The organism is Streptomyces sp. Edi4 (genome assembly GCF_040253615.1).
In the GTDB taxonomy this organism is placed as follows: domain Bacteria; phylum Actinomycetota; class Actinomycetes; order Streptomycetales; family Streptomycetaceae; genus Streptomyces.
Window position 1 is genome coordinate 126,136 of record NZ_JBEJGY010000001.1, and the last position, 13,726, is coordinate 139,861.

The following is a 13,726-nucleotide window of genomic DNA, read 5'->3' on the forward strand; positions in this document are numbered from 1 at the left end:
AGGAGTTGAGGACGACCATGGGAGCAGCCCTTCACCTCGCGCACGCCGGCCAGCCCGCGCCGGGCGAGCGGCACCGGACCAAGGGCAAGGGCGGCGGGGGCGAGACCTTCGCCGACTTCGCCCGGCAGGTCTACGGCGATCAGCGCGCCACCCCGCTCGCCCGCGAGATGCTCCTGGCCTTCGGCTACGCCACGATGGTCGCCCACTCCGAGGCCGATCGGGACGTCCACGCCGTCTGGTCCACCGCTCGCAAAGCGATGGGCGCCACGCGAACCGGCCGTCGCTGGCGGCTGGACGAGGCGATCGCCGGCGACGCCCCCCGCTACGTAAGCAGCAAGGACCGCGAGCACCGGGTCTGCGAGGCGCCGCGGCTGCGCCCGCACCCGGACGGCCCCGACGACTTCCGCAACGTGCGCGGCATCTGTGGCAACCTCGCCGACTGGGAGCACTACGCGCTCGAGAAGCGGCCGGGCACCGGCTGGCACAAATACCGCTGGTTCTGCAAGCGGCACCTCGACCACCTGGCGCGGGTCCGCGAGCAGCTACGCGAGCCCAATTCCCGCGCACCGCAGCCGGTGCCCAACCGCGGTGGGCTGTTGCCGGTGTACTTCGACTCCGACTGGCTTACCACCTATCGCCACCGCCTCGACAGCCCGACGTGGGAGCCCCCGGTCTACGGCATCAGCGCGGACGACTGGCCCACCCCGGGTGTCGAGCAGGTCCCGCCCCGGGCCCGGCTGCGCCTGGCCGCCCTGGACGGCACCCTCCTGGTCGAGCCCGACCAAGGGGCCCTTCGGTGACCGACGACCTCGCCGAGCGCCGGCGCCGCGGCCCGAGCCGGCCCGCCCGGACAGTCTCCCGGCAGGAGCCGCAGAACGAGCTGCCCCGCTGGGTCCGCACCTTCCTCATCCCGCGTGACGCCTGCGCACCGTGTGCCCGGCACCATCACCACCGGTGCCACGGCGTCGATGTCCTGCGCGACCCGATCCCCAACTGCCCCTGCGATTGCGGAGACCCCCGCGACCCGTTCCGCCTCAACGCCCGGGCCTGGGCCGACCTCGCCCTCTATGCCCCCGACCAGGTCTGGATCGCCGCAATGTTCGACCGACAGCGCGCTGCCGGCCTGCACACCTGCACGTGGCGCGACGATCACAGCGGCCTGCGCGCCGCTCGCCCCGAATCCTCCGCCAACTGACTGAAGGAGCCCCCGATATGGACGACACCTGGACGACCCGCCTCGATATCACCGAAGCCCTCGAAGCCGACGGCTGGGAAGGCGACCCGGACAACCCCCTCGAGCTGTTGAGGAAGAACGGCGCGACCTGGGCCCTCGTCAACGATGCCAACGACTCCAGCCTGTCGTCCGACGGCTGGACCGTGGAGTTCCCCAGCGACTGCCCGGACGCCGTGATCATCGCCGCCTGCACCGCAGCGGCCCGACCCGCGCGACCCGCGGGCCAACAGTGAGCAGTCCGGCCGACGACGCCCAGACCGCCTTGCCGGTACCCGTCACCCGGTACCGGCCGGTGGTGCGTTGCCGCCAATGCGGCCATCCTCTGCGCGACACGGAGTCCCGCCGCTGGGGCCTAGGGCCGGAATGCCGCCGCGGCCTCCATTCCGCTCCCACCCCGCAGCCGTTCACGGTGGAGCAGGAGCAGCTCCCCGGCGTAGCGATGGCACCCTGACGCCCGCTGTCAGACCAGCCAGCGACAATGCACGCATGGCGATCAAGATGCAGAACTATGGAATCCGCTGGACCGACATCGGCGGTACACCGCGCGCCTCCGCGGTCAGCTACGACAAGACGAGCGCCGAGGACCGGAAGGCCGAACTTGTGGCAGCCAAGTGCACTGACGTGGAGATCGAGGAGACCAAGCCAGGGCAGCTGCTCGAACCCAGAGGGTGACGCACGCCGGTTCCGCCAGGCCCCGCCGCTCATGACGTCGGGCACGTGCGGCGGGTGCTATGGGGCGGCGCGTTATGGTGATACCGGCGGTGCACGACCGCCCGGTATCCGCGAGGGGACCACAGGCCCACGCCAGGCCCCCATCTCCGGCAAGTCGTCTCTGACGCATCGTGCGAACAACCGGCGTCCGCTCTGAGCGGTACGCGCGTGGGGCGTACCAGCATGGAGTGAAGCTGATGTCGAAGAACCGCGCCCGCGACCGGGCCGCCCGCGCCGCGATGCAGGAGACCGGCGCTTTCCGCACCCGCGCAGTCCGCCAGGTCGACACGACCGGGCAGAAGCCCTCGTACCCGGTTCGCCTGGTCGACGCCCACGGTGCGAGCTGGTACCTCAACTCCGGGGAGACCAACGCCTACGGCACCCGGGCCCTGCACTACAGCGAGACCCGCACGTACGAGCAGATCGTCGAGGAGTACGGCCCGGTCCGGCACATCGGCCTCCCCGCCGACGGCGACACCGCCGCCATCCGCCAGGCCTTGAACCAGGCCGGCCCGAAGGCGGCCGCCACGCTCGTTGCCGCACTGTTCGACGCTGCGGCGGCCTGCGAACAGGCCACCGGCCGGATCGAGGACGTGGTGGCCGGACGCCCCGGCTCCACGGAGTCCGCGATCGTCCTCGACCTGCTCCTGGGCGGCCCGGAGGCCCCCTCGACGTCGGTGGACGCCGCCGCCCTCGAGGTGGTCGCTACGATCCTGATCCGCTGGGTGACCGGCGAGACGGTCGTCGAAGTCGCGGAGACGCTCGCCTGGACGCTGGGACCGCTCGTCGACGAGTCCGGCTGGAAAGGCATCACCGACCCTTGGGCCCGCCGACACCTGGCGCCGTACGCGAGCTGGTTCACCGGGCACAGCAGCAACCATGTGGGCGCCCCGCGCGCCCGAGCGGCCGGAGACCACGCCGACGAGAACGCCATCGATCTCGGGGAGCAGGCCGTAGGCCAAGTCGCCTTCCTGCTCGACGCATCCATCCCCACCGCCCCGGACCCGGGCCTGGCCGACGACGCCACCATGGAGGAGCTCCTCGCCGCCCTGGTCGCCCGCAGCATCCACACCCTGAACCGGGACGGCACCGAATACCCAGCCCGCGGCGACGTCTTCGTCATGCCGCCGGCCGCGGGCTCACCCGACGCGCTGCTGAGGACGCCCGGTCTCGCGGTGAACCGGCCCGGCGACGCCCCGCCTGGCTGGCGCAACGTCTCCGTGCTGGTGCTGGTGACCACCCGCCGCCCGTGGGCACTGGACGACGAGGACCAGCGCGTCATCACCGACGCCTACCGCGCTGCCGCAGCCGACCTCAACGCCCACTGGCCGGGCCTGCCCGAAGAGTCGCAGCACGCCGCCCTGAGCCTGGACATGCTGGCCGCGCTGCGAGGCCAGTTCACCGCCGACGCCGTACGGGACCTGTTCGCCGACCTGGTCCAAAGTGCCGTCTCCCACACGCACACCCTGGGCGCCGACCCCGAGCTGGCGCCGGGCGCGGGCGAGCACCCGTAGCCGTCCGGGCGGGACAGCCCTTCCCCGGCTGTCCCGCCCCCGCGGCCGATACCCTCGGGCCATGGCGCCCAAGAACCGCTCCGCCCGCATCCGCAAGCTGGCCACCAGCCTGTCCGAGCAGTTCGGGCTCGACTACGCCAAGCACCAGTGGATCGAGGCTGAGTACGACGACCGCCGCTCAGAGTGGACGCTCTCCTGGGTCGACGGCCCCACCGTCACCCAGGTCTCCCGCGCGGCCCGCACCGCCGACAAGGAAGCCATCGAAGGAGTGCGCTACGAACGGCGCTACTCCCCGCAGGCCTACGCCCTCGGCGCCATCGGCTGGGCCCTTGCCGGAGCGGACCTGCAAGGCGGCGAGTGGTGGGCCACCAGCCGGGTGGAGGAGCACCTCGCGAAGGTCAAGAACCCCGGCCGGCCCAAGCCCGGCCGGGAGAGCGACATGGTGGAACGCCTGCTCACAGCCGCCGACAAGGGCCGCGGCCGCACCTACACGGACGGCTCGGAGATCTGCGGCCTCGTCGACAAGCGCGGCCTGGCCTGGCTCCTCATCCCGGCCGGCAAGCCCGACGAACAGCTGCCGCTGACCCCGCTGGAACTGCTCACCGCCCGGTACGCCTGGGGCGAGAAGCAGAAGGCGTGGCGGGAGCACTTGGCCCCGCTCACCGAGCTGGAAGCTCTCGCCGCGGTCCAGGCCGACCAGGAGGCCTCCGCCGAAGCCGTCGAAGCGGTCCTCACGCTCGTCCCCGACGTGCACGCGGCCATTGACTCCGCCGTCGCCGAACTGCGTACTCGGCTCCCGGCAGCCCCCTAGACCGGGTCAGCAGCCCCGCGGCGCAGCGCGCCGGGATTGTCGGCTGCCGCCTGGTACCAGTGCGACTCGTTGACCAGCCAGGCGAGTTGCTTGGCGGGAGCCGCCAGTTCACCGTCCTCAAGGTGGCAGCCGCGCCGAGGCGGGCGCCGACTATCCGGCGTCTTGCCCGGACGGCTGCCAGGGCCCGAGGCAGGCGGCGACCTGCTGCCTCAACTCCGCCTCCAGCGCCTCCGGATCGGCCAGGACAGCCGGGTCGACCACCAAGCGCAGGGTCACGGAGGTGATGACCGAGACCATGCCTCCGTCCGCCGCCGACGCCGCGCCGGCCTTGGCGTCGTCGGGGTGGAACGCGGCGGGGACAGGCAGGAGTTCGGCCACGGCCTCTAGAGCTCCCGCCGAGTAGCCGAGGCCCCAGGCCGCCTGCATCGGCACGGACAACCCGGGGGCTGGCGACTCCGGTACGGAACTCGGCAGGTCGTACGACGGGTACCGGTCGGCGTAGTCCGTCGGCACACCGTTCACCGTGGCGATGTCAGCGAGGTAGGAGCCGTGCGCGCCGGTGTACGACAGTTCCCAGGCGTTGCCCGTTGTGGCGCCCTGGCGCCGCACCCCCTCGACCCACTGAGGAGCCGCCTGCCAGTCGATTCCCGGGCAGCCGTTCTTGAGCTCGGGGTATACCGCGGTGACGGTGCCGTCGTCGGCGCGGTGGTGGAAGGTGACGTGGTCACCGGGCCGTACCCGAACGGTGGGCCGGTTCTGCTCGGCGCGCAGGGCCTTCGTGTACTTCGTGCCGGTCAGGTCCTGCATACGGCGGGCCTTGGCCGCAGCGGTCGGCTGGTTCTTCGGCATGATGCAGTTCTCGTTCCTGGCAGCCCCCACGCGGCCACCGGGCACAAGGCGTACGGGGGTCGTTCGCGGGACTCGGGAGCCCTTGGCCAGAGGCACCGGAAGCGTGGGCGGCCGGTACCAGCGAGCGGCGTGCGCGTCTTGCCGAGGCGGAGCATAACGGGCTGCACGCCGCGTCGGGGGCGCCGTTCACCCGATCGGGGAGCTGGACGCGGCCCCGGCTAGCGGCCGCGCGGTGCCCCTGGGTATCCGACCGCGTCGGCGAACCGGGCGGACTCGGTGACGAGCCAGTCCAGTTGCCGGGCGGCCGCCGCCACGTCGTCCTTCTCCAACATCGCCTGGGCGTAGCCATAGGCGTACCCGGCCATCCGGCTCAGCATCGGGTCCCGCAGCTCGGCGCCGATGTCGCGCAGGAAGCCGAAGTACGTCTCCAGGTCGATGCGCACCACCTCGGCGGTGGGGCCGTCACCCGCGGGTATGCCTGTGCTCTTGTCCATCCGCCGAGGGTAGAACCCGCCCGGCGGGCGTCAGGCACTGGCCGGCGTTCCACCGGGGAGGGGCCGGCCCGGCAGCCACCAGGCGATCCGCTCTGGTACCCCCTCGTTGTCCCACGCGCCGCCCGTCCGATCGTCCTGGTGGTCGCCGGAGTGGCCCCGGGCCCGGCCGCAGAACCACGTCTCGCCCGACGAGCGGTCCCTCGCCGGACACAGCGACTGGCCCTGAAAGCGCACGCGCAGTACGTCGGCGGCCTCGAGAGCCGGCTCCACGGTCCACCCGGCCGCCTCCAGCGCCGCCGCGACCGCGCGGACCGCCTCCACCGGCACCTTCGGCCGCAGCAGCAGGATGCCGCCGCGCCGGGCATCCTGGTCCACGGCCGAGGAGTCGATGATGTTCGGGTGGCCGCGCTGCGCCCGATCCACCAGGTCCATGAGCCAGTCGTGGGTGGGGACGTGGACGTACCCCTTGCGCCGCTCGGTGCCGTTGCGCGTGATTGCATACTCGTGCAACTGCCCGGCGGAGATGTCGCGTTCGCGTTTACCGGTGGCCGCGTCCGCGATCCAGCACCGCTCACCACCCACGTGGTGCTCCAGGATCCGAACGTACCGCGGGGGCCCGTCGGCCGGGGCGCATGCCCGGTAGACCTGGCCCGGCTCGAGATGGTGGTCCACGACAACTCCCGGCGCGTAGCGGCGATCCGGCGACCTTATCCTGCGGGCGCCAGCCCAGCCGCCGGGACCCGCGGAGCGAAGCCTCGTGAGCCTCTCCCCGGATGTCACTGGCACCCGCTACGGTAGATACCGCACCACAACGGCATGCCGCGAACCGCCGTTTCCGCTGCCGCCCCGCGCCCACGCCGCACAGGGGCAGCGCCGCCGGACAAGGACCGCACCCGGGTCCCGCGCAGCACCATTCGAAGACCCCTGTCCGGCAGCGACGCACCTCACGCGACGTCCGGCGGGAAGCGTGGGATCCCGCTGTGGAGACGACCGTGACCAAGACCGGCAGCGACCACCTCAAGCGCCGAGCCCGGGACCTCGCCCGGACCACCGGCCGCCGATACCCCGACGTCCTCGCCGAACTGCGCGGCGCACCCCGCTCGAAGCCCGGGACGGCCCTCGTCCTGGTGTGCTCCGGCCTGGCCCACCCCCTCGACGGCGGACGCTGCGTGCGGCCCGCCGACCACCTCCAGCACGATGGTGGATGGGGCTACTGCTCCCTTGAGCCCCACCATCCGTCCCACATCTGGGCGGGATACTTCCGGGCCCGGGAAGCCGCCGAACGCGCCCAGCACGAGGCGTGGCTGGCCTCCCTCACCCCGGCACAGCGTGCCGCACACGAGGCGGAGGAGGAAGCCGCGTACTGGGCGCAGATGGCCGACGACGCCGCCGAGCCGTACGACCCGGAGGAGGAGCGGAACTGGGAGGACGCGCAGGACGCGGCCGACGAGGAACGCTGGGCCGCCGAAGCTGAGGCACACCACGAGGCCGACGTAGACGTACCCGGGGGCGATGCGTGGGAGGAGGACTACCGGTGAACCCGTACTGGACGATCTTGCAGTACCACACGGTCTTCGCCGTGGCCCAGGAGCAGTCCGGTGCCGCCGTGCTGCCCAGCCTGCCGGCCGCCGTGACGGCCAGGCGGTAACCCGTGCCGACCTCGCCCCGGCTCCCCGCCCCCGACGGTTCCACCGCGGGGGCGGCCCGCACTGTCGGTGCCCGCCGCTACGGTGCTGGCATGCCACGTCCTCAGCCCGCCGACCTGTGGGCCGAACTCAACGCCCGCCAACAGATCTACCTGGCCGTCATCTTCGATGCCGACCAGGACGCGGAAGCGAACAACAAGGGCGGCGCGTTCGACTGGGGGCACGGGCCTCCGGCTGCCGAATGGCGTTGGCAGACCTTCAGCCTCAAGGCCCCGAAGGACGTTGTGGGCCGCACGGCGATTCAGTACGCCCTGGCGCAGAAGGACGAACACGATCAGGGCGCCGGGTCGTCCCTCGCCGCGCTGCGCCGCCGCAAGCTCATCGAGGTGATGGAGGACTACGTCCAGACCGTGCTCGGCATGATCCCGCGCGTCCGGGTCAAGCTGACCACCCGCGGCCGCGCGACGGCCCGCGCCGGTCTGGGATACACCGCGCCCACCTCCCCTCCACGCGGGCTGCTCTCCGAGTGGCTGTGGTCCAACCTCGTCCGCCTCTACCGCGCCGGCCCCAACGGGCTGCCCGCCGACTCGCCGCGAGGCACCCCGCCCGAGGAACGAGCCCCGTCCGAGAAGGCACGCTTCTTCCTCGAACGCGACCAGCGTCGCCCCGGCGGCCCCCTCGTCACATCCAAGAGCGTCCGGGTCGGCGAGCCGTACGAGAACCCCGCGTACCCGGCCCACATGCTCCATCGGACCGAGTACAGGGTGTATCTCACCGAGGCAGGCCGGAACCACTACGAGCAGCACGTGAGGTGCTACGCCGAACTGTGGCCCGACATCGACGCCCCCGTGCCCAACGAACTACCCGACGACGCCCACAGCAGCCTCGACGACCACAAGGTGCGCAAGCCCCGCGGTCTCCTCGCCCGCGCTCCCTTCAAGCTCCTGGTCGCCCTCGTACGCAACGACTTGAACAACCGGCTGTGGATCCGCAAGGAATGGCCTGCCTACTGGAAGAACCGGGGCAGCGAGCCGCCAGAGGAGTTGCTGGCGCTACCGGCCGGGATCACCACCAACCACATGCACCAGATCACCCGCAGCTCCACCGCAAGCGGCAAGCTGCTCGATTTCCGCGACGGTCCGCTGGCTGCCGAACTGGCCGTACCTCTGCGGCTGTATCCGCCCGGACGCCGCCACTGGACCGACGGCACAAGTATCTGGCCCGACGACCTGACAGTCCTGCACGTGACCGACGCCGGCCGGGCCCACTATGCCGCCAACCTTGAGGCGTACAGGGCCGCGTACGACGACGTCGAGGTCCCGGATGCACCCAAGGAGTGGAGCGCCTCCCCACCTGCCTGACGAAGGGCATGGACCCGATCTCGTGTTGAGGGCCCATCGCCAGGCTCGCGCCACTCGGTTGGCATCTGCCCAGATGCCCCGTGTTGACGATCGCCGTACGGTCACGATGCCGCTCTGACAGGACGGTGGCCATCCGGGCGGTCCCGTGTTCCATCGCACGTTGCACGGGACCGTCACCTGTCAGGCCGCGCAGCGCGCAACTGGTCGGCCGGGTCCAGCCGGTGGCGTAGGGTTGTGTTCACCGACGCGGGGTGGAGCAGCTCGGTAGCTCGCTGGGCTCATAACCCAGAGGTCGCAGGTTCAAATCCTGTCCCCGCTACTAACTACGGCCCCTCGACGTGACGTCGAGGGGCCGTATGCGTGCTCGGTCCGACTACGAGGTGGAGCAGCCGGCACCTGCAGGGCGCCGGGGACGCGTGCGCATCGCAATGCCGTCGTACTCCACGGTCTCGTCCGGCAGGATCAGCAGACCCGCCTCGCCGTCCTGCCAGGCCGCGCCGATGCGGCGGATCTGAACGGCCGCGCCGCCCGCCCCGGCCATGAACACCGTCGGGTCGACCTCCCAGCCGTGCTCGGTCAGCCAGGCCTCCAGCGCCGCCATCTCCGTCTCGCCGGCCGCCCGCGGCCAGTAGTGAGTACTCGTCATCCCCGCCCCCTGTGTGTAGATCGAGACCACCCTGCCCGTCGATCGTGCCATCGCGCACTGACATTTCGACGAGAGCGGCAGTCCTCGGGGCACTCGTGGATCGAGCGATACAGGTGACACGCGACGGAACCTGAGCGCGGGGGCTACACGCCCACCCGCTCCAGCGCCGCGGCCGCGGCACGAGCGATCTCAGGGTTCGCGAGAATGGCGGCGCTTACGTCCTCGGCAGTAGGCCCGGCGGCCTGGGCAGGCACGACGCGGCACACCCGGTCTTCCAACGTACCGAGGAAGCTTCCGCCGTAACGCGCCTCGGTGAGGCGTACCAGCCGACGAAGAAGCACCCGGCTCTGGCCCGCGCTCGGCGGCCCCAGGAGATGCGGACCGTGCTGACGAATCTCGCGGCCGCACTCACTGCCCTGAGCGCCGAGATCGTCGAGCGGAACCTGACGGACGATGCCACCGAGTTCGACCGATGCATCACGCATTCAACGGGCATCGGCCCAAGGGGTTACGGGGCTGTGCCGCTTCGGGCGCAATCGCCAGTTGCGGGCATGTGCCACAGGGCAGTTGATCCGGTCGAGGGACTCGCGCGGGCTGCGGCCGGAGTGGCGCTGCCGGCCGCTGCGCTGCCGCACGGCACACTCACCGACCATGACTCAGACTCTGCGCCCTGGCGTAGCCGCCGCCACGAACACCGAGCGGGCCGAGGCTAAGACCCGGCTCAACACGTTGCTCTATGGCCGGGGTTGGGCGCCTGACCTGTACGTGCTCCTCGGTCTGCGGTCCGTACCGCATGTGCCGATGGTGCCGGACTGGAGCCAGATCGACACGGACTGGACGTTCGAGGACTCCATCGTGGGCGACACCGTTAGCCGGGTCTTCCCGACCCTCCTTGGTGTGGATGAGGACCGGCCAGAGCAGTTCCTGCTCACCTACCCATACTCGGCGACTGCCTTCGCCGATGAGGATTGGTGCCCGGCTCACCGAACGGTGACGATGACGTTCCCGCTCACCCGCCGTGGTGTGGACGTGCTCGAGCAGCTCCTGCCGGCGATCGAAGGTCACCGGGTCGACGGCGCGGAGCGCGTGGCGTGCCTGGCTACCGGCTGCAGCGCTGCGCGGACGGACGCGAGCTGAACCGATCGAGCCGGGACCTGCTGACACGAGCGCCGCTATGCGCCCGGCACGGACGAGCCTGCCAGGGTGCGGCTGAAGGTGGGCCAGTACGTGGGGAGCGCGTCCCAGGTGTTGGTGGTCGGGGTGTAGATCGTGGAGTGCGCGTAGACGGTGGAGCACCACCGGCGCCGGGCCAGGCGCAGCACCTCTGCGGCGTCGCTGGCGGTTCGCACGCCGTGCACCAGGTGCGCGAACCGCGTGGCCGGGTAGCTGCGCATCCAGTCGGGGAACGTGGCGCGGCGGTAGGTGGGCAGGTCTCCCTCGAAGACGATGACCTGGTCGGCTATGTCGCAGTAGCCCTGCGCGGGTATGACGCCCGGGTTCAGCACGACCTTGCCCATCCCCTTGGCGCGCTGCCGCAGCACGGTCAGCGCGACGGACTGCAAGTGCCCGCTGTCGGCCGGGCATTCGTCGAGGAAGGCGCCGTTGAAGCCGCGGGACACGTACAGGTCCGCGTCCGCGTTGTTGAAGAAGTCATCGCGGCTGCCGCCTTGCAGCGTGATGTAGCCGAGGACTGGTGTGCCGGCGTCCCGGACGGCCCGGGCCGCGTCGTAGAGCACCGGGTCCTCTTTGTCGCCGGGCCCGCTGGCCTGGTTGAGGATCACCCAGTGCACGGGGATGTTGGGCAGTGCCAGGGCCGCCCAGGCGGGTGCGACGGTGCCGGGGTGGCCGTACATGGGTATTCCGGCGCCCAGCGCAGTACTGGCGGCAGGGATGGGCGGGGCCATAACGTCTCCTGTCGGCGCCCCGTGCCAGCTTCCAGGATATGGGCCTGCACCCCAATGCCTGCGATCAGTTGGCCGCGGTGCTGCCTTGTTCGTAGAACCGCAGGCGCGCCAGCGCGGCGGCGCCTTCGAAACAGCGGCCCCGTCCCGCATGTGCCGTGGATAGGTCAGGTACGCCGGTGAACGACCTCGCCGTGTTCCTTCGTCCACGTTCGCAGCTGCTCCGTATGCCCGCCGCTCTCCTGCACCAGGGTGATGGTCACGCCGTCCTGGCTGCCATGGGAGCCCACGAAACTCCGGAACTTCATCAACGCGACCGCTTCGTTCGTCCAGGTGCCCTCGATGCCCGGGCCGTCCTCGCGGAACGTCACCCGGACATGAAAGCGCTCGGCCGGGCTGGGACCGTCCGCGGAGGGGGCGGTCACTGTTGGGCCTCGTTGCGCTGCTTCTCCGCCACCTTGTGCCACGGGTTCTCGGCCCGCCCCTGCGCCCGGTCGAGGTACTCCTTCTTCACGGTGGCGCTGCCGGCCTTCCACCGGCCCTGCTTCGTCGGGTCACCCCCGGCGTCCGCGATCTCCTGGGCACCGCCGCGGCGCAGCCCGTGGGAGGTGATGTCCTGCCAGTTCTTGAGCCCGGCAGCGAACGCCCGGCCCCGGATCCAGTCGTTGATCGCGTCCCCCGTGACGCAATCACCGGACACCTTTGCGGTCGCCCGGGACTGCAGAGTCCCGGCCACGGTCAGCGCACGCAGCACCGGGCCCTCGCTGACGCCCAGGCGGTACAGGATGTTGAGCCAGTCCCGGGTGGCCGCCACCGGGTCATACCGGGAGTCGCCGGCGTCGGCTGGTACCCACGTCTCCTCGCCCACCGCCTCCTGGTCGTTCTTGGAGTAGGCGACCCACTCGGCCACTCCGCCGTCCTCGACCACGAGGTCGGCCACCTCGAGCTGGCTCAGCTCGCTGCGTCGGTTCAACGCCTTCCGGCCGACGAGGATCACGAACCGGTCGCGCAGACCGATGGGGTGGCGCAGGTCGCAGGTGTCGACCATCGCCCGTGCCATGGCCGCTGTGACCGGCGGGGCCTTCTTGACGCGCTTCCGCTTGCTCCAGCTCTTCCGGTACTCGCGGAGCATCGCGCGGGCCAGGCTCGTGCCCGGCTTCTTGTCGTCGGGCATCCACGTTCGGACGGCCGACAGGTAGGTGCTGATGGAGTTCGGCGCCAACTCCTGCGCGATCAGGTGCGCGCAGTACTCCACGTACGTCGCCGTCGTGCACGGCCGGGCCACCCGGCCCATGCCCTCGCACCACTTCTCGAAGAGCCGCCGCTGGTAGCGATAGGTCCGGTCCGTGTTGCGCGGCGCCGACTCCTCCTCCAAACGTCGGGCCGTCTCCTCGGACACCTCGTAGTCCCGCCGGGTATACCGCGGACCGTCCTCCGCCGTCGGCATGGCCTGGCCCGGATAGAGGATCGTGTGCTGGTCCACCAGCGGCTTGGCCGGTGCGACCGGGGCCGGCGCCAGCTCGTCGTCGACGAGTTCACCTTCGACGACCTCGACCTCCTCGAGGTCGACGGCCTGGACGGCCGGGGCCGGGGGCGCGGCGACGCCGGAGCCCGCGGGGAGGGCGGGGACGACGGACATGGTGGGGCAGCCTTTCGCGGAGCGGGCGGCGCCGGGAGCAGCGCCGTACAGCTAGTGGATCACTGTTTGCGGTGGTAGGCGGTGTGTTGGGCGGCACACCGCCGCTGTCAGGGGGACGGCGGGTACTGCTCCGGCTGGGCAGTGGGTGCCGGGCGGGCGAGAGCGGGCTCGCGGGCGGTGAGGACACCGGCCACGGAGTCCAGTACGAGCCGGACCAGATGGTGCAGCTCCCGGTCCGGCACGTTCAGGAGGTCCTCGGCCGCCTCGACCTCGCGAGCCCTGCTCTCGCCCGCCCGGCACCCACTGCCCAGCCGGAGCAGTACCCGCGCGTCCCCCTGCACAGCGGCGGTGCGCCGCCCCAACACACCGCCTACGACCGCAAACAGTGATCCACTAGCTGTACGGCGCTGCTCCCGGCGCCGCCCGCTCCGCGAAAGGCTGCCCCACCATGTCCGTCGTCCCCGCCCTCCCCGCGGAGCGGGCGGCGCCGGGAGCAGCGCCGTACAGCTAGTGGATCACTGTTTGCGGTGGTAGGCGGTGTGTTGGGCGGCACACCGCCGCTGTCAGGGGGACGGCGGGTACTGCTCCCGGCTGGGCAGTGGGCAGCCGGGAGCAGTACCCGCCGTCCCCCTGACAGCGGCGGTGTGCCGCCCAACACACCGCCTACCACCGCAAACAGTGATCCACTAGCTGTACGGCGCTGCTCCCGGCGCCGCCCGCTCCGCGGGGAGGGCGGGGACGACGGACATGGTGGGGCAGCCTTTCGCGGAGCGGGCGGCGCCGGGAGCAGCGCCGTACAGCTAGTGGATCACTGTTTGCGGTGGTAGGCGGTGTGTTGGGGCGGCGCACCGCCGCTGTGCAGGGGGAGCGGCGGGTACTGCTCCGGCTGGGCAGTGGGTGCCGGGCGGGCGAGAGCAGGG

Annotated in this window: 19 protein-coding genes and 1 tRNA gene; 11 read left to right on the plus strand and 9 right to left on the minus strand. The window is 71.4% G+C overall.

Annotated elements, in window-relative coordinates:
- Positions 1–17 precede the first annotated feature (17 nt).
- The 7 genes from ABR738_RS00880 (at position 18) to ABR738_RS00910 (ending at position 4,270) form a co-directional block, all read left to right on the plus strand.
- Positions 18–800 carry a hypothetical protein gene (locus tag ABR738_RS00880; protein ID WP_350227988.1) on the plus strand — a complete coding sequence of 261 codons (783 nt, stop codon included), beginning with the start codon at positions 18–20 and terminating at the stop codon, positions 798–800.
- Entirely contained in the window at positions 797–1,195 is a 399-nt protein-coding gene (locus ABR738_RS00885; protein ID WP_350227989.1) for a hypothetical protein, read from the plus strand. Before ABR738_RS00880 ends, ABR738_RS00885 begins: the two co-directional genes overlap by 4 nt.
- Positions 1,196–1,212: 17 nt before the next feature.
- Complete coding sequence (locus tag ABR738_RS00890) at positions 1,213–1,467, plus strand: hypothetical protein (RefSeq protein ID WP_350227990.1); 255 nt, start codon at positions 1,213–1,215, stop codon at positions 1,465–1,467.
- A gap of 62 nt (positions 1,468–1,529) precedes the next feature.
- On the plus strand, positions 1,530–1,685 hold the full coding sequence (locus ABR738_RS00895) for a DUF6011 domain-containing protein (RefSeq protein ID WP_350227991.1): 156 nt from the start codon (positions 1,530–1,532) through the stop codon (positions 1,683–1,685).
- A 35-nt stretch (positions 1,686–1,720) separates the two neighbouring features.
- A complete protein-coding gene (locus ABR738_RS00900; protein ID WP_350227992.1) occupies positions 1,721–1,906 on the plus strand; it encodes a DUF8636 domain-containing protein in 186 nt (61 codons plus the stop codon).
- Positions 1,907–2,142: 236 nt separating this feature from the next.
- Positions 2,143–3,459, plus strand: a complete 1,317-nt coding sequence (locus ABR738_RS00905) for a hypothetical protein (protein WP_350227993.1) — start codon at positions 2,143–2,145, stop codon at positions 3,457–3,459.
- Positions 3,460–3,520: 61 nt separating this feature from the next.
- On the plus strand, positions 3,521–4,270 hold the full coding sequence (locus ABR738_RS00910) for a hypothetical protein (protein WP_350227994.1): 750 nt from the start codon (positions 3,521–3,523) through the stop codon (positions 4,268–4,270).
- 150 nt (positions 4,271–4,420) lie between these two features.
- On the opposite strand, the gene ABR738_RS00915 is transcribed toward ABR738_RS00910, so the two are convergent.
- From ABR738_RS00915 to ABR738_RS00925, 3 genes are all read right to left on the minus strand, one after another.
- Positions 4,421–5,119, minus strand: coding sequence for a hypothetical protein (locus ABR738_RS00915; RefSeq protein WP_350227995.1), 699 nt, complete (start codon positions 5,117–5,119; stop codon positions 4,421–4,423).
- A 218-nt stretch (positions 5,120–5,337) separates the two neighbouring features.
- Positions 5,338–5,613, minus strand: a complete 276-nt coding sequence (locus tag ABR738_RS00920) for a hypothetical protein (protein ID WP_350227996.1) — start codon at positions 5,611–5,613, stop codon at positions 5,338–5,340.
- A 30-nt stretch (positions 5,614–5,643) separates the two neighbouring features.
- Positions 5,644–6,285 (minus strand): hypothetical protein, encoded by a 642-nt coding sequence (locus ABR738_RS00925; RefSeq protein WP_350227997.1) that lies wholly within the window; start codon positions 6,283–6,285, stop codon positions 5,644–5,646.
- 320 nt (positions 6,286–6,605) lie between these two features.
- On the opposite strand from ABR738_RS00925, the gene ABR738_RS00930 reads away from it, so the two are divergent.
- The 3 genes from ABR738_RS00930 (at position 6,606) to ABR738_RS00940 (ending at position 8,939) form a co-directional block, all read left to right on the plus strand.
- Positions 6,606–7,151, plus strand: coding sequence for a hypothetical protein (locus ABR738_RS00930; protein ID WP_350227998.1), 546 nt, complete (start codon positions 6,606–6,608; stop codon positions 7,149–7,151).
- A 200-nt stretch (positions 7,152–7,351) separates the two neighbouring features.
- Positions 7,352–8,620 carry a hypothetical protein gene (locus ABR738_RS00935; protein WP_350227999.1) on the plus strand — a complete coding sequence of 423 codons (1,269 nt, stop codon included), beginning with the start codon at positions 7,352–7,354 and terminating at the stop codon, positions 8,618–8,620.
- A 245-nt stretch (positions 8,621–8,865) separates the two neighbouring features.
- Positions 8,866–8,939: transfer RNA gene (locus tag ABR738_RS00940), tRNA-Met, on the plus strand.
- Positions 8,940–8,993: 54 nt separating this feature from the next.
- On the opposite strand, the gene ABR738_RS00945 is transcribed toward ABR738_RS00940, so the two are convergent.
- Positions 8,994–9,266, minus strand: coding sequence for a hypothetical protein (locus tag ABR738_RS00945; protein ID WP_350228000.1), 273 nt, complete (start codon positions 9,264–9,266; stop codon positions 8,994–8,996).
- A gap of 143 nt (positions 9,267–9,409) precedes the next feature.
- Complete coding sequence (locus tag ABR738_RS00950) at positions 9,410–9,751, minus strand: hypothetical protein (protein WP_350228001.1); 342 nt, start codon at positions 9,749–9,751, stop codon at positions 9,410–9,412.
- Positions 9,752–9,917: 166 nt separating this feature from the next.
- On the opposite strand from ABR738_RS00950, the gene ABR738_RS00955 reads away from it, so the two are divergent.
- Positions 9,918–10,403: a hypothetical protein gene (locus tag ABR738_RS00955; protein WP_350228002.1), complete on the plus strand. Its 486-nt coding sequence runs from the start codon at positions 9,918–9,920 to the stop codon at positions 10,401–10,403.
- A gap of 35 nt (positions 10,404–10,438) precedes the next feature.
- Here ABR738_RS00955 and ABR738_RS00960 read toward each other — a convergent pair whose 3' ends face one another.
- From ABR738_RS00960 to ABR738_RS00975, 4 genes are all read right to left on the minus strand, one after another.
- Positions 10,439–11,170: a spherulation-specific family 4 protein gene (locus ABR738_RS00960; RefSeq protein WP_350228003.1), complete on the minus strand. Its 732-nt coding sequence runs from the start codon at positions 11,168–11,170 to the stop codon at positions 10,439–10,441.
- A 164-nt stretch (positions 11,171–11,334) separates the two neighbouring features.
- Positions 11,335–11,538, minus strand: coding sequence for a hypothetical protein (locus tag ABR738_RS00965; RefSeq protein ID WP_350228004.1), 204 nt, complete (start codon positions 11,536–11,538; stop codon positions 11,335–11,337).
- Positions 11,539–11,588: 50 nt separating this feature from the next.
- Positions 11,589–12,806, minus strand: a complete 1,218-nt coding sequence (locus tag ABR738_RS00970) for a site-specific integrase (RefSeq protein WP_350228005.1) — start codon at positions 12,804–12,806, stop codon at positions 11,589–11,591.
- A gap of 107 nt (positions 12,807–12,913) precedes the next feature.
- Positions 12,914–13,168, minus strand: a complete 255-nt coding sequence (locus tag ABR738_RS00975; RefSeq protein ID WP_350228006.1) for a hypothetical protein — start codon at positions 13,166–13,168, stop codon at positions 12,914–12,916.
- Between the last annotated feature and the right edge of the window lie 558 nt (positions 13,169–13,726).